The organism is Mucilaginibacter inviolabilis, assembly GCF_011089895.1.
GTDB lineage: Bacteria > Bacteroidota > Bacteroidia > Sphingobacteriales > Sphingobacteriaceae > Mucilaginibacter > Mucilaginibacter inviolabilis.
On the sequence record NZ_JAANAT010000007.1, the window covers coordinates 15,530 to 38,062 of the forward strand.

The 22,533-nt window shown below is 44.4% G+C and carries 17 protein-coding genes; 10 read left to right on the plus strand and 7 right to left on the minus strand.

The genetic code is table 11. From position 1 onward, the window contains the following. Positions 1 to 34 precede the first annotated feature (34 nt). The 3 genes from G7092_RS30125 to G7092_RS30135 form a co-directional block, all read right to left on the minus strand. Complete coding sequence (locus G7092_RS30125) at positions 35 to 529, minus strand: cytidine deaminase (protein WP_166096138.1); 495 nt, start codon at positions 527 to 529, stop codon at positions 35 to 37. Between the two features lie 646 nt (positions 530 to 1,175). Beyond that, on the minus strand, positions 1,176 to 3,071 hold the full coding sequence (locus tag G7092_RS30130) for a DNA topoisomerase IV subunit B (protein ID WP_166096140.1): 1,896 nt from the start codon (positions 3,069 to 3,071) through the stop codon (positions 1,176 to 1,178). A gap of 177 nt (positions 3,072 to 3,248) precedes the next feature. After that, positions 3,249 to 3,938 carry a hypothetical protein gene (locus G7092_RS30135; RefSeq protein WP_166096142.1) on the minus strand — a complete coding sequence of 230 codons (690 nt, stop codon included), beginning with the start codon at positions 3,936 to 3,938 and terminating at the stop codon, positions 3,249 to 3,251. A gap of 300 nt (positions 3,939 to 4,238) precedes the next feature. On the opposite strand from G7092_RS30135, the gene G7092_RS30140 reads away from it, so the two are divergent. Then, positions 4,239 to 4,532: a GNAT family N-acetyltransferase gene (locus G7092_RS30140; RefSeq protein WP_166096145.1), complete on the plus strand. Its 294-nt coding sequence runs from the start codon at positions 4,239 to 4,241 to the stop codon at positions 4,530 to 4,532. A gap of 152 nt (positions 4,533 to 4,684) precedes the next feature. On the opposite strand, the gene G7092_RS30145 is transcribed toward G7092_RS30140, so the two are convergent. Both G7092_RS30145 and G7092_RS30150 read right to left on the minus strand, forming a co-directional pair. After that, a complete protein-coding gene (locus G7092_RS30145; protein WP_166096147.1) occupies positions 4,685 to 5,452 on the minus strand; it encodes an SDR family NAD(P)-dependent oxidoreductase in 768 nt (255 codons plus the stop codon). A gap of 138 nt (positions 5,453 to 5,590) precedes the next feature. Further along, entirely contained in the window at positions 5,591 to 7,306 is a 1,716-nt protein-coding gene (locus G7092_RS30150) for an IlvD/Edd family dehydratase (RefSeq protein WP_166096149.1), read from the minus strand. A 163-nt stretch (positions 7,307 to 7,469) separates the two neighbouring features. On the opposite strand from G7092_RS30150, the gene G7092_RS30155 reads away from it, so the two are divergent. From G7092_RS30155 to G7092_RS30175, 5 genes are all read left to right on the plus strand, one after another. Beyond that, the gene (locus tag G7092_RS30155) at positions 7,470 to 8,075 is read left to right on the plus strand and encodes a DUF1684 domain-containing protein (protein WP_166096151.1); all 606 of its coding nucleotides are present in this window, start codon (positions 7,470 to 7,472) and stop codon (positions 8,073 to 8,075) included. A gap of 2 nt (positions 8,076 to 8,077) precedes the next feature. Next, positions 8,078 to 8,524, plus strand: coding sequence for a hypothetical protein (locus G7092_RS30160; RefSeq protein WP_166096154.1), 447 nt, complete (start codon positions 8,078 to 8,080; stop codon positions 8,522 to 8,524). 139 nt (positions 8,525 to 8,663) lie between these two features. Then, a complete protein-coding gene (locus G7092_RS30165) occupies positions 8,664 to 11,078 on the plus strand; it encodes a glycoside hydrolase family 31 protein (RefSeq protein ID WP_166096156.1) in 2,415 nt (804 codons plus the stop codon). 186 nt (positions 11,079 to 11,264) lie between these two features. Further along, positions 11,265 to 13,439, plus strand: coding sequence for a carbohydrate binding family 9 domain-containing protein (locus tag G7092_RS30170; protein WP_202985470.1), 2,175 nt, complete (start codon positions 11,265 to 11,267; stop codon positions 13,437 to 13,439). 396 nt (positions 13,440 to 13,835) lie between these two features. Beyond that, positions 13,836 to 15,923 (plus strand): TonB-dependent receptor, encoded by a 2,088-nt coding sequence (locus G7092_RS30175; RefSeq protein ID WP_166096159.1) that lies wholly within the window; start codon positions 13,836 to 13,838, stop codon positions 15,921 to 15,923. Between the two features lie 264 nt (positions 15,924 to 16,187). Here the strand turns inward: G7092_RS30175 and G7092_RS30180 are convergent, their stop codons facing one another. Then, positions 16,188 to 18,764, minus strand: coding sequence for a family 20 glycosylhydrolase (locus G7092_RS30180; RefSeq protein WP_166096161.1), 2,577 nt, complete (start codon positions 18,762 to 18,764; stop codon positions 16,188 to 16,190). A 257-nt stretch (positions 18,765 to 19,021) separates the two neighbouring features. After that, entirely contained in the window at positions 19,022 to 19,951 is a 930-nt protein-coding gene (locus tag G7092_RS30185; RefSeq protein WP_166096164.1) for a cobalamin-binding protein, read from the minus strand. A 185-nt stretch (positions 19,952 to 20,136) separates the two neighbouring features. Here G7092_RS30185 and G7092_RS30190 point away from each other — a divergent pair, with 185 nt between their 5' ends. From G7092_RS30190 to G7092_RS30205, 4 genes are all read left to right on the plus strand, one after another. Next, a complete protein-coding gene (locus G7092_RS30190; protein WP_166096167.1) occupies positions 20,137 to 20,760 on the plus strand; it encodes a LysE family transporter in 624 nt (207 codons plus the stop codon). Between the two features lie 41 nt (positions 20,761 to 20,801). Next, positions 20,802 to 21,380, plus strand: coding sequence for a Crp/Fnr family transcriptional regulator (locus tag G7092_RS30195; RefSeq protein ID WP_166096170.1), 579 nt, complete (start codon positions 20,802 to 20,804; stop codon positions 21,378 to 21,380). A gap of 100 nt (positions 21,381 to 21,480) precedes the next feature. Further along, positions 21,481 to 21,921, plus strand: coding sequence for a nuclear transport factor 2 family protein (locus G7092_RS30200; RefSeq protein ID WP_166096172.1), 441 nt, complete (start codon positions 21,481 to 21,483; stop codon positions 21,919 to 21,921). Between the two features lies 1 nt (position 21,922). Further along, positions 21,923 to 22,528, plus strand: a complete 606-nt coding sequence (locus tag G7092_RS30205; RefSeq protein ID WP_166096175.1) for a VOC family protein — start codon at positions 21,923 to 21,925, stop codon at positions 22,526 to 22,528. The last annotated feature ends 5 nt before the right edge of the window (positions 22,529 to 22,533 follow it).

Here is a 22,533-nt window from a genome sequence, read left to right on the forward strand (position 1 = left end):
TTTTCTCCTTTGACTCTTGGCTTTAGACTTTAAACTATTGACTAGTTATCAGTCGTTCTTCAAAAAACAAAAACGGTAATTGGTTCTCGATACCTTTTATTACCCATACCGGGCCACCCTCCACAAACAATAAAATTTTGATGGGTTTGTTCTGTTTTTTTTCCACTTCGGCAAGTACCTGCAGACATGATCCACAGGAAGTTACCGGTTTAGTGAGCATAAATTCATCTGTCTGGGCGGTAACCGCCATCGCCACAACCGGGTCATCCGGATGATTGGCTCCCCAGTAAAACAGGGCCACCCGCTCGGCACATAAGCCGGATGGATAGGCTACATTTTCCTGATTGCTACCATAAATAATTTTACCGCTTTGTAAACGCAGGGCTGCCCCTACCCGGAATTTTGAATATGGCGAATGTGAGTTTTTTAATGCTTCCGTTGCCTCCAGGCACAAATCATGATCGGCGGTGGGCAGTTCTTTTAGTGAATCATATTCATCAAAAGCTATTTTAATTTCATGGTTGGTCATAAATATTCATCCCGAAAAAAAGCGGGGGAAACAAGATAAGGTTTTTTTTGACAGGATTAAAAGATTTAATAGGATTTATCAGATTTCTTTGACTTATAACACCCGCAAAAAACTTTTTAAACCTTGAATTTTAACAAATTTCTGCTCAAAAACAGGGTAAAAACGGGTTAAAATCACTCGAAAAAAACCCATTTTAACACTTTTTAACAAATTCCAATGCGATTTTGAAGGGTTTTTAAAACTTTAAAAAGTATTAATTTATTGACTATCAAATAATTAAGCAAAAAACAACTACTTTTTGGCTCTGTTTTGCTCTTAACAAAACAGCCCGGCATCCTCAAAAAAGAAAGCCGGGCTGGTGTTTGTATAAAGATACGAAAAACAAGGGAGAATATAAAGTCTTACCATCCATCATGTCATTTCGAGAAGGAACGACGAAGACAACCGACCAAAGAGAGCTCATTAATACAATAAAGAAAACAAATACAACATTAATAATCTCCTCGTTAGTATAAACGCGAGGAGATTGCCACGCTGCGCTCGCAATGACATGATTGGTTTCGCCTTTGTTCCTCCGCAACCGCAAGACATAAAAAAAGAGACGCATGTGATGCGTCTCTACATAAAATTATATGGTTTAAATAGCTTATACTGCCACCGGCAGGGCCAGGGATTCTGCGTCTTCGGCTATTAGCGGATTGATACTTTCATCATCTTTTTCAACGCGCAGGTTGTTCACGATGTGCAGCTGACGGGTTGGAGTGTTTTTACCCATAAAATACTCCAGCAAGCCTTTGATGTTGGCATCTTTCAGGATTACCGGGTCAAGGCGGATATCCTTGCCAATGAACAGGCCAAACTCTTCGGGCGATATCTCACCCAAACCTTTAAAGCGGGTTATCTCGGGTTTGTTGCCCAGCTTGGCAATGGCGTTGCGGCGCTCCTCGTCGCTGTAACAATAAATGGTTTCTTTTTTGTTGCGCACCCTGAACAGCGGCGTTTGCAGTATAGATACGTGTCCGGCTTTCACCAGGTCGGGAAAAAACTGCAAAAAGAAAGTCATCAGCAGCAGGCGGATGTGCATACCATCCACATCGGCATCGGTAGCTATTACAATATTGTTATAACGCAGGCCGTCAATGCCATCCTCAATATTGAGGGCGTGCTGCAGCAGGTTAAATTCTTCGTTTTCGTAAACCACCTTTTTAGTAAGTCCATAGCAGTTGAGCGGCTTACCTTTTAAGCTGAATACGGCCTGGGTCTGTACATCGCGCGATTTGGTGATAGATCCGCTGGCAGAGTCACCTTCGGTGATGAACAGCGTGGTATCCTGGCGGCGTTCGTGCGTATCTTCAAAATGCAGCTTACAATCGCGCAGCTTACGGTTATGTAACGATGCTTTTTTGGCGCGTTCGTTGGCCAGTTTTTTAATGCCGGCAATATCCTTACGCTCGCGTTCCGATTGCAGGATACGTTTCAGCAGAGCATCGGCAGCAGCGGGATTTTTATGCAGATAATTATCCAGTTCCTTTTTCAGGAAATCATTGATAAATCCACGTACCGATGGTCCTTCCGGACCAATATTTTGCGAGCCCAGCTTGGTTTTGGTTTGCGATTCAAATACCGGCTCCTGTACTTTGATGGCGATAGCTGCCACAATGGATGCCCGGATATCAGACGCGTCAAATTCTTTTTTGTAAAACTCGCGCACGGTTTTTACAACGGCCTCCCGAAAAGCAGCCTGGTGCGTACCGCCCTGGGTTGTATTTTGTCCGTTCACAAAGGAGTAATATTCTTCGCCGTAGGCCTGGCCGTGGGTCATGGCTATCTCAATGTCTTCGCCTTTGAGGTGAATGATGGGATAGCGCAGGGTTTCCACATCAGTATTGCGGGTAAGCAGATCATACAGTCCGCGTTCTGAAAAATATTTCTGTCCGTTAAAGTTCAATGTCAGGCCCGAGTTCAGGAACACATAGTTCCAGATCATGCTTTCCACAAACTCCGGGATAAAACGGTAATGGCGAAAGATGGTATCGTCGGGTGTAAAATTAATGGCAGTACCGTTACGTTGGGTGGTTTCTTTTTCGGCCTCATCCCGTATCAGTTCGCCTTTAGCAAACTCGGCCAGTTTGGTACGACCGTCGCGGTATGATTGCACCACAAATACGTTAGATAAGGCATTAACCGCCTTGGTACCCACACCATTTAAGCCTACCGATTTCTGGAAGGCCTTGCTATCATATTTACCGCCGGTATTGATCTTGGAAACGCAATCAATCACTTTACCTAAGGGTATGCCGCGGCCATAATCGCGTACGGATACTTTATGATCGCTCATGTTTACCTCAATGGTTTTGCCCGATCCCATCACAAACTCATCTATCGAGTTATCGATAATTTCTTTGAGTAATACGTACACCCCATCGTCATAAGCCGAGCCATCGCCCAGTTTACCAATGTACATACCAGGGCGTAAACGGATGTGTTCTTTCCAATCCAGCGAGCGGATACTATCTTCACTATAATTAACTGCGTCTGCCATTTATAAAGTATCTTTTTTTAACCAGGGCAAAAAATGCACCTAACTGCAAAAATATAGTTTAAGTACCGAACTTGGGGTTCAAAACTGTCAACTTATTAACATTTGTGGTAGAGAGGTTACTCGCGCGGCAGAAGATTTCTCCTCGTACTTCGTTCGAAACGACAATACGCCCCTCCTTTACGATTTAAACTTCAGACAGTTGCCGGCCTTGTCGATGTTTTTAAAAAACTCGGGATCTTTTTCATTGGTAAAGCATACCATCATGATAGTGCCTGTATGGTTGCGCTGCAGGGTAATGAGCAGGGCATATTTATAATGCTTGGTAGAGGGTAGATCGAGCAGGTTAAGCAGGTATGATTTACCGGCATCGGCATTATAACGCTCCAGTACATTTTGCGGCATGTTGCGTATAAAATAATTATTATCGCCGGTAAAGGCTATAGCATGGGCTTTGCCCATTTCCACATATAATGAATCGGGGTTGGCCACCTGACGGCCTTTATCGTTCTGCGCCCGTTCGTAACTGGCCCAGTTTTCTTTTTGAGATTTTACCTGGAACCATACTTCAAAATCTTTCCCGGGCATTTCCATCGCATAATCAAAAGAAAAATCCTCGTTGTTGGTAGCCGGAATTTCTTTAAAGCCTTTGGGGAATGTAAACGTAGCGCTGGCTTGTGCCAAAAGCTGTAAAAACTCCTTAAGCTGTTCACTTCCCTGTACTACCGGCTGAACCTGCCCGGGTATGGGTTTCTTTTTAACCTTAGATTTAGCATGCTGATGGCTTACCTGTGCCCAGCCATTTGTAACAAAAAACAAAAGCCCAAGCTGTAGTAATATGTGCTTATTCTTTTTCACAATGGCTTTCATTTTCTGGGAAGGTCCAAATTGTTTTAAGGTATTGTTATAAATATATAAATACAAATCAAAACTAATTAAAAATTTAAAGAAATGAACAACTTGCTAAAGCCTTTTAGTTTTCTGATATAACCTGCTGTACCAAACGCATTTCTGACATTTTTATTGAATAAAGCATAAAATATTATTCATTAAAGTTGTTTATTATTACGGTATCAATGCTTGTTCATAAATTACCTTAGATACAACAGGGATATTTATGTTACCAAACCATACGATGTATTTAAATTATTTAAATAATACTCAACAAACATGAAGTACGAAGATATTCCATTAATTAATAACGAAGCCATTCATCACTTTGAACTTACGGTTGACGGCACCACTTCTTATATTGATTATAAGCTAAGAGGTGATGTAGTTTACCTGATCCATACAGAAGTACCCGAGGAAATGGAAGGCCAGGGCATTGCCGCGGCCCTGGTAGAGAAAGCCTTTGTATACATGGAGCAGCATAACCTGAAAATGGTACCCCTATGCGCCTATATACAAGCCTACCTGAAACGCCACCCCGAATGGACCAGGTTAAGAGCAGTATTTGAATAGGTAATTAGTGATTTAGTGAATGACTGAATTAGTGAATTATATCAATGAGCGAATTAACTGATTTAAAGAATTAGCATCTCATTTAAAAAAATAAAAAGTCACTAATTCAACCATTGAAGAATTCATCCCTCACTCATTCACTAATTCAATAATTAATAAGGTGATGCGCTTACGGCCGACCAGCCGCCATCAACTACAATATTTTGCCCGGTGATCTGGGTGGCCTGCGGCGATACCAAAAATAGTACGGCATTGGCTACATCCTGCACCGTACCTGGTCTGCCCATAGGGGTAATGCGCGACCAGGTGTCCTTATAACTGGCATCTTCCATGGTGCGTTCGGTTAAGGTAGCGCCAGGGGCTACCGTATTTACGGTAATGTGGTATGGTGATAGCTCTACTACCAGACTTTTTGCCAGCATCTCGAGTCCGGCTTTGGTCATGCCATAAGCCGCCAGATCCTGATGCGCCTGGTGCCCTGTTACTGATGACATAAACAGGATGCTGCCTCCGCTTTTTTGTTTGATAATTTGCCTGGCGGTACGCTGTGCCAGGAAGAAGCTTCCCTGCAGATTAAGGTTCATCACACTTTGCAGAGATTGTACGGGATAATCCAGGAAACTGCCAAACAGGGTAATGCCCGCGTTGGCTATGGCGATGGTGAGTTTGCCAAATTGTTGTACCGCGGTATCAACCATTTGCTGTATAAAGTTAATATCAGCAGCATCGCCGGCCAGGTCGATGCAGTTACCACCGAGCTTGTTAATAGCTTCGGCAGCGTTAGCAGCCAACTGCGGACTTACATCGTTAACCAATACTGCCGCGCCTTGCAGGGATATTTGCTTGGCAATTTCAAAGCCAATACCCTGTCCTGCCCCCGTTACAATAGCTACCTGCCCGGTAAAATTATTTGCTGTCATATTTTTGATTTATTTATTAATATGCCCACTTTATTTCACTTGTCATGCTGAACGGAGTGAAGCATCTATTGTAAATCTTGCAAATTCAATAGCAGATTCTTCGTTCCTCAGAATGACAAAATCGATAGGGCTTTACTCCTAATGCGAGTCGCGCACAACCTCGCTGCCAGAGCCGCCTTTTAAAAAGTCAAAATCGGCGCCGAGGTGCGCTTGCTCTACATGCGTTTGATAGAGATGTACATAACCGCGTTTGGCTATATTGGTGTGCAATACCAATCGCTCTTTACGGGCCGCAATTTCCTGGTCGCTCACATCGAGGTGTAAGGTACCCGCGTAAACATCCAGGCTGATAATATCGCCATCCTGTACAACAGCCAGCGTACCACCTACAGCCGCTTCGGGCGATACATGCAGTACCACGGTGCCGAAACCCGTACCGCTCATACGCCCATCGGATATGCGCACCATATCCCGCACACCTTTATCCAGCAATTTCTTAGGGATGGCCATATTGCCTACCTCGGGCATCCCAGGATAACCTTTGGGACCTACATTTTTAAGCACCAGCACATTGGTTTCGTCCACCTCGAGATTAGGATCGTTGATCTTGTTCTTATAGTCTTCAATATCTTCAAATACGATGGCTCTGCCTGTATGGATCATCAGTTCGGTACTTGCAGCCGATGGTTTCATGACCGCACCATTCTCGCATAAATTACCTTTCAACACTACGATGCCGGCAACTTCATTAAATGGCTTTTTCCAGCCGGCTATCATCTCCCGGTTAAAGCATTCGGCGTGTTCATAGTTAGCTTTAATAGGCTGACCGGTAACGGTTATGGTATCGCCATGCAGCACTTCATGCAGCTCTTTCATCAAGGCGGGTAATCCACCGGCATAATAAAAATCCTCCATGAAGTATTTGCCCGATGGCTGCAGGTTGGCCAGCAGCGGGATGCGTTTAGCGGTGGTATTAAAATCGTCCATATGCAGATCAACCCCAATACGTGCCGCTATAGCCAGCAAATGGATAACAAAATTGGTTGAACCACCGATGGCCGCGTTTACGCTGATGGCGTTTTCAAAAGCCTGGCGGCTGAGTATATCAGACAGCTTCAGATCCTCCCGAACCATCTCTACAATACGGTTGCCCGACAAATGAGCCAGTACCTTTCTGCGCGAATCGGCTGCCGGAATAGCGGCGTTTTCGGGCAGGGATAAACCCAATGACTCCACCATACAGGCCATGGTTGATGCTGTGCCCATTACCGCGCAATGCCCCCTGCTGCGGGCCATGCAGGCTTCGGCAGTATACAACTCCTCATCGCTCATATGACCGGCGCGGTGATCTTCAGAAAAACGCCAGATGTCTGAGGTACCGATGTCGTGCCCGCGATATTTACCCGTCAGCATAGCTCCACCCGATACTACAATGGTGGGAATATCCACACTACAGGCACCCATGATGAGCGCTGGGGTAGTTTTATCGCAACCGCAAAGGAGCACCACGCCATCAAGCGGGTTGGCGCGGATAGATTCTTCCACATCCATACTTACCAGGTTACGGTACAGCATGGCTGTGGGTTTGATGAGTGTTTCGCCTAAGGACATCACCGGGAACTCCACCGGGTAACCACCAGCCTCATAAATACCATTTTTTACAGATTCGGCCAGTTCGCGAAAATGGGCATTACAAGGAGTTAATTCCGACCAGGTATTGCATATCCCGATAACGGGTTTACCCTGCAGCTGATGCGCCGGAATACCCTGATTTTTCATCCATGCGCGATAAATAAAACCATCTTTGCCCGTTTTGCCAAACCAGCCCCTGCTTCTTAGCGGTTTATTGTCCATAAGTATAATTGGTATATTGAGAGTTCAATAAAGCAAATATAAATTTCTGTAAATCGTTTTAGGTACGGATAAAATAAAATTATTTCAGCTTCACCCAGGCCCTCACCAAAGGAGAGGATTGAGCTGAGGCTTTTTTACCTATATTGGCTCAAACTTTACCGCCATGACCAAATACATCCTCATCCTGCTTATGTTAACCGGCCTAAACTCCTTTGGCCAGGATTTTAAAACGCAGATTGCTGATTATCGCAAAGGTTATATGGACGATTTTTTGAAAGACCCGCGCTCGCCGCTAAAAAAGGACGATTTCCAATTTTTACGTTTTTACGATGCCGACAGCACTTTTCGTGTTACTGCACAGGCAACAACCCTGGTTAATGCGCAGGCTTTTATTATGCCGGTATTTAGCGGTACAGGCAGCGAATATGTGCCTTATGCGGTGCTAAAGTTCACCCTTAAGGGTAAGCCTCTGGAATTAACGGTATACAAGAGTACACGGTTATACAATGTTCCGGAGTATAGCGACTACTTGTTTCTACCATTTATTGACGATACCAATGGCACCACAACCTACGGCGGTGGCCGCTATATTGACCTGCGTAAAGGCGACTTTAAAGACGGCAAAGTAGTGATTGATTTCAACAAGGCTTATAACCCCTATTGTGCTTTCGGCACCGGGTATTCCTGCCCCAAACCACCGGATGGCAACCGCCTGGCTATTGCAGTGGAAGCCGGGGAGAAGCTGTTTGGTAAAGAGATGAAGCATTGAAGATGCTGCGATCATTAAGCTTTATATTTTGTTTGGCTATAAGCCAGTTGGCTTTTGGACAAAAAAAACAACACGTACGGTTTCCTCCCCCGGTTTTTGATTTTCCATTTACCCCGGCATGTGAACTTCCTGATCATAAAAATGAGTTGGTATATACCCGGTTTATTTACACCAGTAAAGGAGATCTACAGCCGGAAGAAAAGACCTGCAATAATATAGTTGCTAATTTATACTTACCTCCCAACGTTTTTCTTGATCCAAAATACTCCAAATATTTTAAAACGATTCGATTAAAAAAAAGGAGGGATAATTTAATTATAGATGCCATTGGTGTATTTGGAGATGATCAATGGGGTGTTGAACATGGCATTGGCGATCTCGGAAATAATAAATATCGCTTTATTTTAAAAACAGTTGTTAATATTGATCCGGCTGACTCCGGAAAATAATCACTTCTCCGTTCAACTTTATTTAGTTAGACCATCCAAAAATTCTTCTTTTAATTTCCAAAAAAGTACTCTATATTCACAGCATCAAAAACAAGTGTTATTCTCACACTCATTATAAACCAATAAACTGATGTTACATATGCTTAAACCCTTACATCATCCGTTTGCTAAAAAAATACAATCGATTGCATTAATTCTATCGCTTGTTCTCTGCAGTATTTTTACGCCTGCTTTAGCGGTTGTTAAATCATACAAGAAAGCCGACGACGGCGTTACTTTTTCTTTGGATAAAGGCTTCCTGAAAGTGCTGATACGCCGGGCAGATATCATTGAAGTGAAATACACTATCTTTAATGCTTTTGAAACCAAACCATCCCTAGTGGTTAACAATAGCTGGAAAACCCCAACCCTTTATCAGGTTGCGGAAAATAAAGCTGAGATAACCATCACCACAGCCAAACTAAAGGTCAGGGTAAACAAAGCCACCAACGCCATTACCTATACCGACCTCAAAGGTAATATCATTACCGCCGAAGACAGCGAAAACAAAACCATCACCCCGGCTACTGTGGCCGGCATCAGTACCAATACCATCAGTACGCAGTTTGTTTCACCGCAAAACGAGGGCTTGTTTGGTTTGGGCTGCCATCCGCTTGATTCTTTGTCTATCAATTATAAAGGTCGCAACCAGGATTTGCTTATTAAGTATCTTACCGGCGCTATCCCGGTTTTGTTGTCGACCAAAGGTTATGGCCTGATGTGGGACAATTATTCCGCCTCCAACTTTTACGGTGCCGAAGCGGATAATACCAAATTCAAATATGTATCCGAAAGCGGTAAACAGGTGGATTATTACTTTTTCTACGGCCCTTCATTTGATCATATCATTGATCTGTACCGTACCGCTACCGGCAAAGCACCCATGTTTGGTAAATGGGCTTTCGGTTTGTTCCAGTCGCAGGACAGGTATATGAGCGAGGAGGAGATCATCAGCGTAAAAGATAATTACCGCAACAACCATATCCCGGTTGATGTGCTGGTGCAGGACTGGTATTACTGGGATCCGCTGCCCATCGGTTCGCATGTAATGAAACCGGAGCGTTACCCGCATCCGCATCAACTGATAGATGAATTGCACAAAGCCAACCTGCATGCCATGATTTCGATATGGCCGGTATTTGGCAAAGGAACTCCCAACTATGATGCCCTGCAAAAAATGGGCGGTCTTACCGATATTACCTGGGACAATGTAGTTACCCATACTTTTGACACTTACTACGATGCCCACAACCCCAAAGCCCGTGAGCTTTATTGGGATCAGGCCCGCGACAGCCTTATTAAACGTTATGGCTGGGATGCCTGGTGGATAGATCAATGCGAGCCGGATAATGGTTCCCTGCTGGATGCCCGCCGACAAAGTAATTTTGCTATAGGCAAGGGGATCGATTATTTTAATACTTACTCTTTACAACATACCAAAGGTGTTTACGAAGGCTGGCGCAGGGATATTCCCGGCAAGCGTGCTTTCTTTTTGGTTCGCCAGTCGTTTGCCGGCGAGCAACGCAATGCGGCCACTTTATGGTCGAGCGATATTGAATGTACTTTTAATGATTTTAAGCACCAGGTACCACAGGGCATCAACACCGGCGTATCGGGCATTCCTTACTGGACATCAGACATCGGTGGATACCATTTTCACTGGAAAGCTGCCGATTGGTCGCAGCCCGATAAGCGCGAGCTGTTTACCCGCTGGTTTCAGTTTGGTACGTTTTGCCCTATCTTCCGCATCCATGGCAAGGGCGAGCGCGCATTGTTCAGCAAAAACTGGGACGATAAAACCAAAGCTATCCTGCTGAACTTTGATAAGCTGCGTTATCGTCTGCTGCCATACATCTATTCGCTGGCCGGTCGGGTTACTACCGATAACTACACCATTATGCGTTCGCTGGCTTTTGATTTCAGGGATGATAGTAAGGTTTATGGCATACCTGATCAGTATATGTTCGGTCCGGCATTTATGGTGAACCCGGTTACGGAGCAACTATATACATCGGCCGATGCTGATAAAAAAGCCAAGGCACGTCAGGTGTATTTGCCAGCTGCCAGCAAATGGTACGATTTCTGGACTGGCGAATTATTGGATGGCGGTCAAACCATCAGTGCCGCCGCCCCTATCGACATACTGCCGCTATATGTAAAAGCAGGTTCTATCATCCCCATGGGGCCGCATATGGAATACGCTACCGAAAAACCAGCCAATAACATCGAGCTGCGCATCTATCCCGGTGCCGACGGCTCGTTTAAATTTTATGAAGACGAGAACGATAATTATAACTACGAAAAAGGACAATACGCAACTTTCAACCTAAACTGGAACGACAAAACCCGCAAACTCACCATATCCGGTACCCAAGGCAAATTTCCCGGAATGCTGAAAAGCCGCACCTTTAATATTGTGATGGTAAAAGGCAGTCACGGCGCCAATATGGAGGTAACCGATAAAGCTGATAAGGTGGTTAAATATGCAGGGAAAGCGTTGGTGGTGAATTTGTAGAAATCGAAATGATTGTCATGCTGAACTTGTTTCAGCATCCCACATGCAAGGTAGTATCCACTTTGCATGTGGGATCCCGAAATAAATTCGGGATGACTTACTAATTTAATTTCTTCATCATTCCTTAAATCGCTAACTTACCGCAGCCAAGTAAATCGATTTATAAAACCTAACAAAGCATTAATTTTGAACCTTATTTATCCTTTATCACCAAGGAAATTATTAATGCTGATGGTATGCTGCCTGTTTGCTTTTACAGCATCGGCACAAAAAAAGAATGCCGCTTATCAGTACCATATCCGTAAGGCAACCGGCCCCATAGTTATTGATGGTATGATGGATGATGCCTGGTATAAAACCGATTCCACCAGCCGTTTTTTTATGGTGCTGCCCATGGATACCAGCAGGGCCACCCTGCAAACCCAGGTGCGGATGACCTATGATAATAACAATATTTACATTATTGCCACCTGCTATACCAGCGGACCGGGACAGTACATGGTGGAATCCATGAAGCGTGATTTCGCCTTTCAGAAAAACGATAATTTTATCTTCTTCCTTGATCCTTTTGATGCCCGTACCGATGGTTTTAGCTTTGGCGCCAATGCCGCGGGAGGTCAATGGGACGGTACCATGTACGAAGGCGGAAAGGTGGATCTGAGTTGGGACAATAAATGGGTATCCGTAGTAAAAAACTATCCCGACCGCTGGGTATTCGAGGCGGCCATTCCATTTAAAAGTATCCGGTATAAAAAAGGTGTAGATGTATGGGGCATCAATTTTAGTCGTAACGATCTTATAACTACCGAAAAATCTGCCTGGGCGCCCGTACCTCGTCAATTTCCGACAGCCTCGCTGGCCTACACCGGATCATTGGTTTGGGACGAACCTCCACCCGAGGCCGGTACCAATATTTCCCTGATTCCTTATTTGCTGAGTGGTGTATCTAAAGATTACCAGGCCAAAACGGGCACGGCCTGGAAAAAAGAGGTAGGCGGCGATGCCAAAATCGGTCTGACCTCGTCCCTTAACCTCGACCTCACCGTAAACCCCGATTTTTCGCAAGTGGACGTGGACCAGCAGGTGGTTAATCTGAACCGTTATGAACTCTTCTTTCCCGAAAAACGCCAGTTCTTTTTAGAGAACGGCGACTTGTTTGCCAACTTTGGCTATTCGGATATCCGGCCATTTTTTTCGCGCCGCATCGGGTTGAATGCGCCCATTCGTTTTGGCACACGGCTCACGGGTAAGCTGGACAAAGATTGGCGTGTGGGCCTTATGGATATACAAACCGGCGAAGCAGACGCCGCAGCCATGCCTGCACAAAATTATGGCGTACTTACTCTGCAGCGCCGGGTATTTGCCCGCTCCAATATCGGCTTTATGTTTATCAATAAAGATGCTACAGGTACTGCTACGCCTGGCAACCAGTACAACCGTAACGTGGGTATGGAATTTAACCTGGCATCATCCAACAACTTACTTACGGGTAAATTGTTAGGCATCAAATCATTTACACCAGGATTGAAAGGGCGTGATCTGGTAGTTGCAGGTCACTTACAATACCTTAGCAAATACTGGACGGCTTATCTGCAGGACGAATTCGTGGGCAAAAACTACACCGCCGGGGTAGGCTATGTACCGCGGACGGGTTATAACAAGATCAGTCCGCTGTTGCTACGCAATTTCTTTCCAAAATCGGGCGGAATACTGAGTCATGGCGTACAACTGGTATCCAATTATTATTTCGACGAAAGCTTTAAGCGTACCGATAACGAAAGCACCCTCTCCTATCTCATCACCCTGCGTAACCGCAGCACGTTTACGCTATCGGCCATTAACGATTATATCAAACTGCTGGTACCCTTTGACCCGACCAATACCGGTAAACCACAGTTACCCATTGGTACCGAAAATCATTGGAACACCGTCGACGCGCAGTTTGTATCCAAGCCCCAGGCCTTGTTTACTTACCTGGCCGAAACCGCTTACGGTGGCTATTACCAAAACGGTCATAAAACTACTGTTACTATGCAGTTGGGTTACCGCTTTCAGCCTTATGTAAACATTGCCGTTAACAGCTCTTTTAACGATCTACGGATGGCACAGCCTTATGGCAATACCAGTTTCTGGCTTATTGGCCCGCGTACCGATATTACGGTAAGCAACAAGCTTTATTTTACTACCTACATACAATACAACGGACAGATCCGCAATATCAATACCAATATCCGTATGCAATGGCGCTACAAACCGGCATCCGACTTTTTTATTGTTTATGGCGATAACAACACGCCATCCCCATTCACGGTCAAGAACCGGCAGCTGGTAGTGAAGTGGACGTACTGGTGTAATTTGTAGCATTACTCCTCTCGCAGTCGCTCGGCTCCAGCCGAGTGACGACTATTTGCAGGCCTCTGGCCTGCGATTCAAGTATAGCCTTGTTTTTCACAGCGGCCGGAGGCCGGGTTATAATTGTCACTCGGCAAGAGCCGAGCGACGGCGGAGAGGAATGACAAATCTACTTCATGTCATTGCGAGGAGGAACGACGAAGTAATCTCGTAGCTATTCTTATCCATGAGAACGCGAGGAGATTATTAATGTTGTTAATTTTTTTAGGTATTAATGAACTCCCTGCGGTCGGTTGTCCACGCTGCGCTCGCAATGACATGGTTTTATTATTATATTTTGTTTTAACTCTGTTACATGGTTTTAAAAGTTAAAACACATATTTTTGGGTTCTACCCGTTTACCCCATGTTAAAAACTTATACAACCTTATTTTTCACATTTATTGCAGCGGCAAACGCTATCGCACAAACTTCAAAAACCACATCCAAAAGAGATACCACCCATTTGCAAACAGTTACTGTTAAAGGTTATCTGAGTGAGCAACCGGTGCTCAGCGTTCCCGCTTCGGTGAGTGTGTTGGGTGCTGCGCAGTTAAAGCTTCAGCCCGATAATTCATTTGTGAGCGCGTTGAATACCGTGCCGGGCGTACGGGCCGAGGAACGTTCGCCGGGCAGTTATCGCTTATCTATCAGGGGGAGTTTGCTGCGATCGCCTTTTGGGGTGCGGGATGTAAAAATTTACTTTGACGAAATTCCATTGACCGATGCCGGCGGCAATACTTATTTGAACGCGGTAGATATTGCCAGCGTACCCGGTATCGAGCTATTAAAAGGTCCCGATGGCAGCTTATTTGGCGCCAACTCGGGCGGAGTAATGTTGCTGAGCCCGGTAAACCGGCATGCCGATACCAGTTACCGGTCTATTGGCATCAATACCGGCTCCTACGGACTTTTTCATGAAAAGGCCAGCATACAGCAGCAGTTTGGCAAAAACCTGCTGAGTATTAATCAAAGTTACCAGGCTTATCAGGGCTATAGGCAAAACAGTAACATGAGCCGCAACTATATACAGGTGGCCGATAAATGGAACTACAGCGGCAAAAACGAGCTGCGTTTCCTGGGTCTGTACTCTAACCTGGCTTATGAAACTCCAGGCGGATTAAATCTTGCCCAGTTCAATGCCGACCCGCGCCTGGCAAGGCAACCTACACCAACTATTCCCGGGGCTATACAACAACGCATCGGTATCACTACCAAAATGTACCTGGGTGGTTTGGTGAATGAGTACCACTTCAGCGATCGCATCCGTAACGTATTATCTGTTTTTGGCAGTCATGTTGATTTTGCCAATCCATTCATCACCAATTATGAGCAGCGCGGCGAAAACACTTTTGGTTTCCGTACCTATTTTGAACTGGCCGGTTTGCCTCACCAAAACATCAACTGGAAAGTAAACCTGGGTATGGAGTGGCAGCAAACTAATTCTGTGATCAGTAATTATGGTAATAAGGGCGGCGTAAAAGACACTACACAAACCAGCGATTATATCCACACCAACCAACATTTTATATTTGCCCGCTACTCAGCCGATATTTATAAGCGCCTGCACCTGGAGGCTGCCCTGAGCCTGAACTGGTATGGCTATGATTTCAAGAATATCTATCCATTGGCGCAAACGAGCTTTACCAATCGTGATTTTACACCGCAGCTCATGCCAAGATTGGCTCTGAGCTACCAGGTAACCAATAACTTTATCTGGCGCGCATCGGTGAGCCGGGGATACTCCACTCCTACTACTGCAGAGGTGCGACCGACAGACAATATTGTGAATACATCACTGCAGGCCCAAACCGGCTGGAACTATGAAACCGGGTTCCGCCTGCGCAATCAGGACGAGACGTTATTTCTGGATGTATCGGCGTTTTACTACCGTATCAGCAACGCTATTGTGCGGCGTGTAAATGCGGACGAAACGGAGCACTATATTAACGCAGGAGGCACCAATCAGCCGGGAGTTGAACTATCATTTACCGATTGGTTGATCCGGCCAAACAGTACTCACTTTGTAAGAGGGTTGCAGTTTAATGAATCGTACACTCTGAGTAAGTTTACGTTCAGAAATTATGTAGATGCGGTAACCAACGCCAGTTACTCGGGGAATAACCTCACTGGTGTGCCACAAAATGTGTTCGTGAGCAGTTTGCAATTGCGGGTACCATGTAACTTGTCGGTATTTGCCCAGCATAATTACACCTCCAAAATTCCGCTGAATGATGGCAACACGGTTTATGCCGGGAGCTATAACCTGCTACAGGCCAAAGTAAGCTGGCAACCCACCATCGGTCACAAAACCCACCTGGAAATTTATGCCGGTGCCGATAATATCCTGAACCAGAAATACAGCCTGGGCAACGATCTCAACGCCGTAGGCAACCGCTACTATAATGCATCGCCATTGCGGAATTATACCGTGGGGATGGGGGTGGTGTTTTAGACGGATAGTCCATGGACGATGGTCGATAGTCCATAGCGCTTTTGGATAATAAAAGAAGAGACGCATGTGATGCGTCTCTACGTTTCATTTTTGTAGAGACACATTACATGTGTCTCTTTTTTCATTCAAGCCGTTGTTGGTGTTGTCACCAACAACTCTTCCTTTTTTATATAACTGAAGTGCGAATCAGACGAATACATTTGTTGGTGACAACACCAACAAAGCGCGGGTTCTCGTATTCAATAGCTAACCGGAAACTGCAATCTACGGATTCAAACTATTGCTTCCGCCTTCGGCTACATTACCGCCGCGCCCCTTTACATCAAACGCACGGAACTTGATTACGCCACCATTATAATTTACCGGACCGGTATATACTTTGCTTTTATCATCAGGCTCTTTACCATTGGTGGTATAGCGGATAGTTAAGCCCGGATAATCAATATTGCTCAGGTATTTGCCATCCTGCAGGCTGATGCCCGGCTTAGGGATACGGTAATTATAACCACCTTCGTAATAGCTTAAACGCGGCAATTCTCGTTTACCCAATACATTCAAAAAGCCCGACCAGGCTGTTTCGTATTCCTGCTTTGCTTTCACCGGATCTGTTTCGGTAGCCCATTGCGGATCTGCCGCCCAGGCACGCTCGGCAAGCGCCAGTAAACGCGGGAATATCATATAATCCATACGCTCGGTGCTCTTCACTGTTTCGGCCCAAAGCGCGCCTTGTAAACCCACGATGTTGCCTTTGCCATAATCGGTAAGGCGTTGTTTGCCGATGAATAGCGAGCGGTTAATGGGGTTGCCATTTTTATCTACGTCGGCATTTTTGAAATAATCAAATGGAATAAAGGAGTAAAATTTATCGATACCCAAAAACGCGCCCCAGTAATAGCCCGGCTCATCAAATGATTTGTAGCTGGCCATATCAAAATACAAATTGGTAACACAGGTAAGCACCACTTTATAACCGGCATTGGCTAAACGGTAGGCCAGATCTTCCTGCCCGTCGCCCAGCACGTTGTTCCACACATCGGCTTGCAGATGTTCCTTGGTAAAATCGGGATTGGGTACATAAGCCGGGTGACCATCCAGCGTGGTTTTACGCAGGGCCATTTCTTCCCAGCCAGAAAGCAAAAGGCCTTTAGCTTTTAATATATCATTTACACGGCCGTAAAAGTAATACCACAGATCGTTAGTTCCTTTTATTTCCGGATGGCTAGCCTTTAAAGCCAGATAAGCAGGTGACTTTTCCCACACATGTGCGGGTACTTCATCGCCGCCAAAATGGATGGTTTGCAGCGGCGCACCGGCTTCTTTGTAAAGAGCGGCAATGTCATCCACTACGGTTGATACAAAATTATAGGTTGATGGCAGCGACACATCGATCACGTTATCGTTCCAATATTGTACGGAGCGATATTCAGATTTATCGTTCAAATCACGCAGCAGATATTTTTCTGCTTCGGCCTTTTTACCCTCGGCCAGCAGGCGATCATACCGGGCATCCATCGCTTTGATAGGCGCACGGGCATGGCCGGGTGTTTCAATCTCCGGGATCACCGCAATGTGGCGATCGGTAGCGTATCTTAATATCTCGATATAATCGGCCCGGCTGTAAAAACCTGTACCAACAGTATTATTTATATCAGGACCGGAACCGTGCGATGCCGGTAAAAAATGTTTACTATCCAAAGTATGGCCCCGTTTACTACCAACTGTAGTTAGCTCGGGCAGCGACGGTAATTCCAGGCGCCAGCCTTCATCATCGGTTAAATGAAAGTGCAGGGTATTTAGTTTATACAGGCTCATGGCTTCCAGCAGTTTCAGTACCTGTTTTTTAGGTTGAAAGTTACGGGCCACATCCAGCATCACAGCACGATAGGCGAAACGGGGCTCATCCTTAATTTCGGCACAAGGTATTTCAATACTTTTTTTCGGATCGGCTAATGCAGCCGGAGGTATCATAGTTTTTAACGACTGTATCGCGTAAAAAGCACCCGTATTGGTAGATGCAAAAATATGTATGCCCGTTGGCGTGATGCTTAACTCATAGCCTTCGGCACTTAGCCCTTCTTTATATTTAATCACTATGGTTTTAAGCGAACCCGGCTTGTTTTCGTTTTTCGACTTGTGATTATCCAGCGAAGCAATATAATCTGTGAGCAGGCGCGATTCCTTTTCAAATTTTTTATCTGAAAAACCAGCCACTGGTGCTGGATTATTTAAAATCAGGTATTGACCAGCCCCGGTTTCCTGGTAGCTTGCGGGAGTAGGAAAAACTTTAGTTAGCTGGTCGGCCGGGATATCAGCAATGTTCTTATTTCTATCGAAAACAATTTCAGGAGTAATCAAACCCTGGTAAGTAGGTTTATATGGCTCAATGGTAAACGAGGTGATAGAATATCCTTTTTCGGGCTGCGCGTCCCAAACCAGGTAAATTCCTTCGGGTGCATCGGTGGCGTTTACTACGGGGTCGTCATTAATATATTCAATACGGGTAGATGCGCCGGGTTTTAATTCCTTAAAACCATCGGTTGGAGTAATGCTGTACAGATCACCATTAACCTGGTTTATTTTAGCATTGTTACTTACTGCTTGCTGAGAAAAACCACGGCCCGAGTTAAAGTAAAATTTCCACCCGCCGGCAGGCAATACTTCATGCCCGCTATTGGTGATAATCAGCGCGGTAAGCGCTTGATTCTTGTTCTGGTAATGATTATCAACCACCTGCCAGGTAATGTGCAGATCGGCAACATTAAACTTAATGTCCTGATGAAGGGTAAAAGCCGTACTCATGAAAAATACAGCAACCAGCATTGTTGTGATAATTTTGCGCATAGTATAATCGTGATTGATAATAGATTGAATGGTAAATATAATTTAACATTTCAATTTTAACTATACTTTTTAAATAATTTTAAGAAGATGTTTTTGGGGAGCAAGGATGAAAGGAGCAAAGAGTAAGGATTTTTTTGGAATAAAGATTTTTGGAACAAGGAGTAAAGACCTTTTTCGTTGCGTTGGAGATCCTTGTTCTTTGTTCCTTCTATCCTTAATCAAAGAAATCCTTACTCCAAAAATCCTTGCTCTAAAAATCACACCCCAAACCTGATCCAGCCTTCACCTTCATAACCAAAGGCAAACTGTTTAGGGCGAAGTATTTCGGCCAGTATCTCAATAGAATCAACTATACGCGGGCCAGGGCGGTTAAAATATTGGTTACCATCAACTATAAAAAGTTGGTTGTTTTTGATGGCTTTAAGCTCGGCAAAGCCGGGCAGGCTCATTAAAATATCTATTTCTTTAAGTGTTCTTTCTATTGAAAAACCACAGGGCATCACCACTAAAAATTCGGGATCCTGCAGGCGGATATCGTCCCATTGTACGTAAGGCGAATGTTTGCCATCCTCCGCCACCAATATCGGGGTTCCACCGGCAATTTTTACCAGACCGGGTACCCAGTTACCGGATACCATCATCGGGTCGAGCCACTCTATGCAGGCCACCGTTGGCCGGGCTTCACTAAACTTTAATTTATGCCTGATGATATCTATACGCTCAGTCAGGCCTTCCACCAGCTCCTCTCCGGCTTTTGGAACATTCAACGCTTTGGCTATAGTAGTAATATCATTCAGGATATCATCCAGGCTATTGGGTTGTAACGAAATAATGCGGGCCTTTTTTTCCAGATAATCATCCAATGCCAGTTCCACATCGGCCAGCGAAACAGCACAAACCTCGCACTGATCCTGTGTGATCACCACATCAGGCGCCAGTTCTTTGATCTGCTCACGTTTTACCGTATATACCGACAATGCTTCGGTCAGGATCTCTTTTACTTTAACATCGATCTCCTTACTACTTAAGTTATCCGGAAAATTAGCTTCGGTACATACCGGCAACTGCTTTACAGATGCAGGATAATCACATTCATGCGAACGGCCAACCAGCTTATCTTCAAGACCAAGGGCACAAATTATTTCGGTAGCGGACGGTAGTAAGGAAACTATTTTATCAGTTGACATGTTGTAAATGTGCGGATATGCAGATGTGCAAATGTGCAGATGATTTATTTGATGTGCAAATGATTGATTAAATGTGTTTACCACAGTACGGTCAACAATCTGCACATCTATAATTTGCACATCCGCACATCTACTATCATCTGCACATTTGCATATCCGCACATTTACCCCTTATCTTTGCGCCAATGATATTCCTAACCTTTTTTATCGGGATAATTGCCAATTTTATTGGTTATATACCCCCGGGAAACATAAATCTAACCCTGATACAGATCACTATGAATCGTGGGATGAAAGAGGCAGTACGTTTTATTACTGCTTTTTCCTGCGTTGAATTTTTCTTTACCTACTTCATCATGCATGCCGCCCGCTGGCTATCCGGCGAGTTAAAATTATCAGTTATTATCGACTGGATAATGGTGATCCTGTTTGGTGTTTTGGGTACTATTACCTGGGTAAATCGTAATAAACCACCAGAAACCCATTACTCCGAACATGCCAGTATCAAATATGGCATACTTCTTGGCTTTTTAAACCCTATGCAGGTACCTTTCTGGATGGTGACGGGTACTTACCTCATTACTCATGAGTGGATACTGGATGGACGTATCGCACTGATTATCTTTAGTATTGGTTCGGCAGCAGGCGCGTTCCTCTGTTTGTTTCTTTATGCCAAATTTGCCAAATACATCCAGGATAAATTTGCGCTGAGCACCCGTTTTATCAATACGGGTATTGCTGTCCTATTCTTCGCTTTTGCGGGGTATCACATCGTAAAACAGATCTATTTGTCGTTTTTTAAGCACTAATATCCAGAGCTTATTAGCTGGTCTTTTTTAATTTTGATTCCATGTTCAATCACTTTCGTAAATATCTTGAAGATAAGATTATCATTTCTGAGGGTGATTATCAACTCATAGAATCTGTATGCATTATCAAAAAGCTCAGAAAACATCAGTTTTTATTATCAGAAGGCGATGTGTGCACCTTTAACGGATTTGTATGTGATGGCTTTTTACGAAAGTACAGCGTGGATGACCGAGGTACAGAACATACTGTTTACTTTGCTACAGAAAATTGGTGGATCGCCGATCGTTTTAGCCTAATGGAGGGCACCCCATCAAAATACTATATCGATGCAATTGAAAACTCGGCGGTATTACTCATCAGTAAGTTAAATTACGAAATGATATGCGAAAAGATCCCGGCATTTAAGGATATGGTTAATCAGATATTGCAACGAAGTTTAAACGCTACACACGAGCGCATCAACACCACCTTGCAATCAACTGCAGAAGAAAAATATAATCAATTCTTAAAGTCATTCCCCAATTTGGCTAATCGTACGCCAAGACATATCCTGGCTTCTTACCTGGGCATTACCCCCGAAACATTAAGCAGGATACGAAAACAGGTTTCCTCTAAATAATCTGTAAAAAATTCTCTTGACATTTATCAAGAGTTTTTGAATCAAATATCATTTTTTCCCCGGAGGGTATGGCTGAACTTTGTATTAAAATTTATCAGTCATGTCAACACATAACAACATAGAACTATCCAAAGAAAGCGAGGAAACGCAACGGGTGCTAAACGGTTTTTTCCAGGGAACTGCCGAAAATAACCCGGAGGCAATTGCCCAATACATAGCGGATGATGTGGATTTTTATATCGCGGAATCGCCATTTATGCCCTGGACCGGCAAAAAAAACAGCAGGCAGGAAGTAATAACCGCCTTACAACAACTTATAGAAGCACACAATACTGCCGAAGATGATTTTGAAATGGATCATACTTTTATTGACGGAACGGAAGCAGCCGTTTTTGGGAAAGCCGGCAGAACAGTAAAGGCAACCGGCAAAAAATTCAAAGAGCCATTTGTTATGCGCTTCACTATTGTAAACGGACACATTACCAGATTGCTGATGCTGGAAGACTCACATCAGATAGAAAAAGCATTTAAAGAGGATTAATATGAAAAACAGATCATTAAGTATAACAAAGACTATTGTATCCATTGCTTTATTTTCAATAGTTGCAATAAAGCCGGCATTGGCACAAACGCCCGATCTGGTGGGTATGGATCATATTGGCTTTAACGTTCCTGACCTTGACCAGGCGGTGAATTTCTTTACTGATGTACTCGGCTTTCACAAGGTTTACGAGGAAGGCAAATTACCGCTTAATGCCGAGGCTAAAACGGCATTCAATATCAGGCAATCGGCAGAAATTACGCATATCGCGATGTTGGAAACTGGTAAAGGCAGCAACATCGAGTTATTTGAATATAACTCACCGGAAAGAAATATGAAAAGACCTATGAATGACGACATGGGCTGGTATCATATAGCTATCTATACCAATAATATGGATAAAAGTGTGGCTTACCTCAAATCAAAAGGCGTTCGCATTATTGGCGCCCCTATTGAACATAAAACGGGCCCAAACGGCGGATTAACAGGCGTATATTTTGAAACACCCTGGGGGCTGCAGATCGAATTGGTAACTTACCCTAATGGAATGGCTTATGAGCAAACACATCCAAAGTATAAGTTATGGTCACCAAAAAATAACCGGTAAAAAAT

What these genes read in the sequence shown, in the direction of transcription:
- G7092_RS30165 (WP_166096156.1), top strand. Translation starts at nt 8,664, where the DNA reads ATGCTTAAACCCTTACATCATCCGTTTGCTAAAAAAATACAATCGATT.
- G7092_RS30135 (WP_166096142.1), bottom strand. Translation starts at nt 3,938, where the DNA reads ATGAAAGCCATTGTGAAAAAGAATAAGCACATATTACTACAGCTTGGG.
- G7092_RS30160 (WP_166096154.1), top strand. Translation starts at nt 8,078, where the DNA reads ATGCTGCGATCATTAAGCTTTATATTTTGTTTGGCTATAAGCCAGTTG.
- G7092_RS30140 (WP_166096145.1), top strand. Translation starts at nt 4,239, where the DNA reads ATGAAGTACGAAGATATTCCATTAATTAATAACGAAGCCATTCATCAC.
- G7092_RS30195 (WP_166096170.1), top strand. Translation starts at nt 20,802, where the DNA reads ATGTTCAATCACTTTCGTAAATATCTTGAAGATAAGATTATCATTTCT.
- G7092_RS30190 (WP_166096167.1), top strand. Translation starts at nt 20,137, where the DNA reads ATGATATTCCTAACCTTTTTTATCGGGATAATTGCCAATTTTATTGGT.
- G7092_RS30125 (WP_166096138.1), bottom strand. Translation starts at nt 529, where the DNA reads ATGACCAACCATGAAATTAAAATAGCTTTTGATGAATATGATTCACTA.
- G7092_RS30180 (WP_166096161.1), bottom strand. Translation starts at nt 18,764, where the DNA reads ATGCGCAAAATTATCACAACAATGCTGGTTGCTGTATTTTTCATGAGT.
- G7092_RS30205 (WP_166096175.1), top strand. Translation starts at nt 21,923, where the DNA reads ATGAAAAACAGATCATTAAGTATAACAAAGACTATTGTATCCATTGCT.
- G7092_RS30150 (WP_166096149.1), bottom strand. Translation starts at nt 7,306, where the DNA reads ATGGACAATAAACCGCTAAGAAGCAGGGGCTGGTTTGGCAAAACGGGC.
- G7092_RS30200 (WP_166096172.1), top strand. Translation starts at nt 21,481, where the DNA reads ATGTCAACACATAACAACATAGAACTATCCAAAGAAAGCGAGGAAACG.
- G7092_RS30155 (WP_166096151.1), top strand. Translation starts at nt 7,470, where the DNA reads ATGACCAAATACATCCTCATCCTGCTTATGTTAACCGGCCTAAACTCC.
- G7092_RS30185 (WP_166096164.1), bottom strand. Translation starts at nt 19,951, where the DNA reads ATGTCAACTGATAAAATAGTTTCCTTACTACCGTCCGCTACCGAAATA.
- G7092_RS30130 (WP_166096140.1), bottom strand. Translation starts at nt 3,071, where the DNA reads ATGGCAGACGCAGTTAATTATAGTGAAGATAGTATCCGCTCGCTGGAT.
- G7092_RS30175 (WP_166096159.1), top strand. Translation starts at nt 13,836, where the DNA reads ATGTTAAAAACTTATACAACCTTATTTTTCACATTTATTGCAGCGGCA.
- G7092_RS30145 (WP_166096147.1), bottom strand. Translation starts at nt 5,452, where the DNA reads ATGACAGCAAATAATTTTACCGGGCAGGTAGCTATTGTAACGGGGGCA.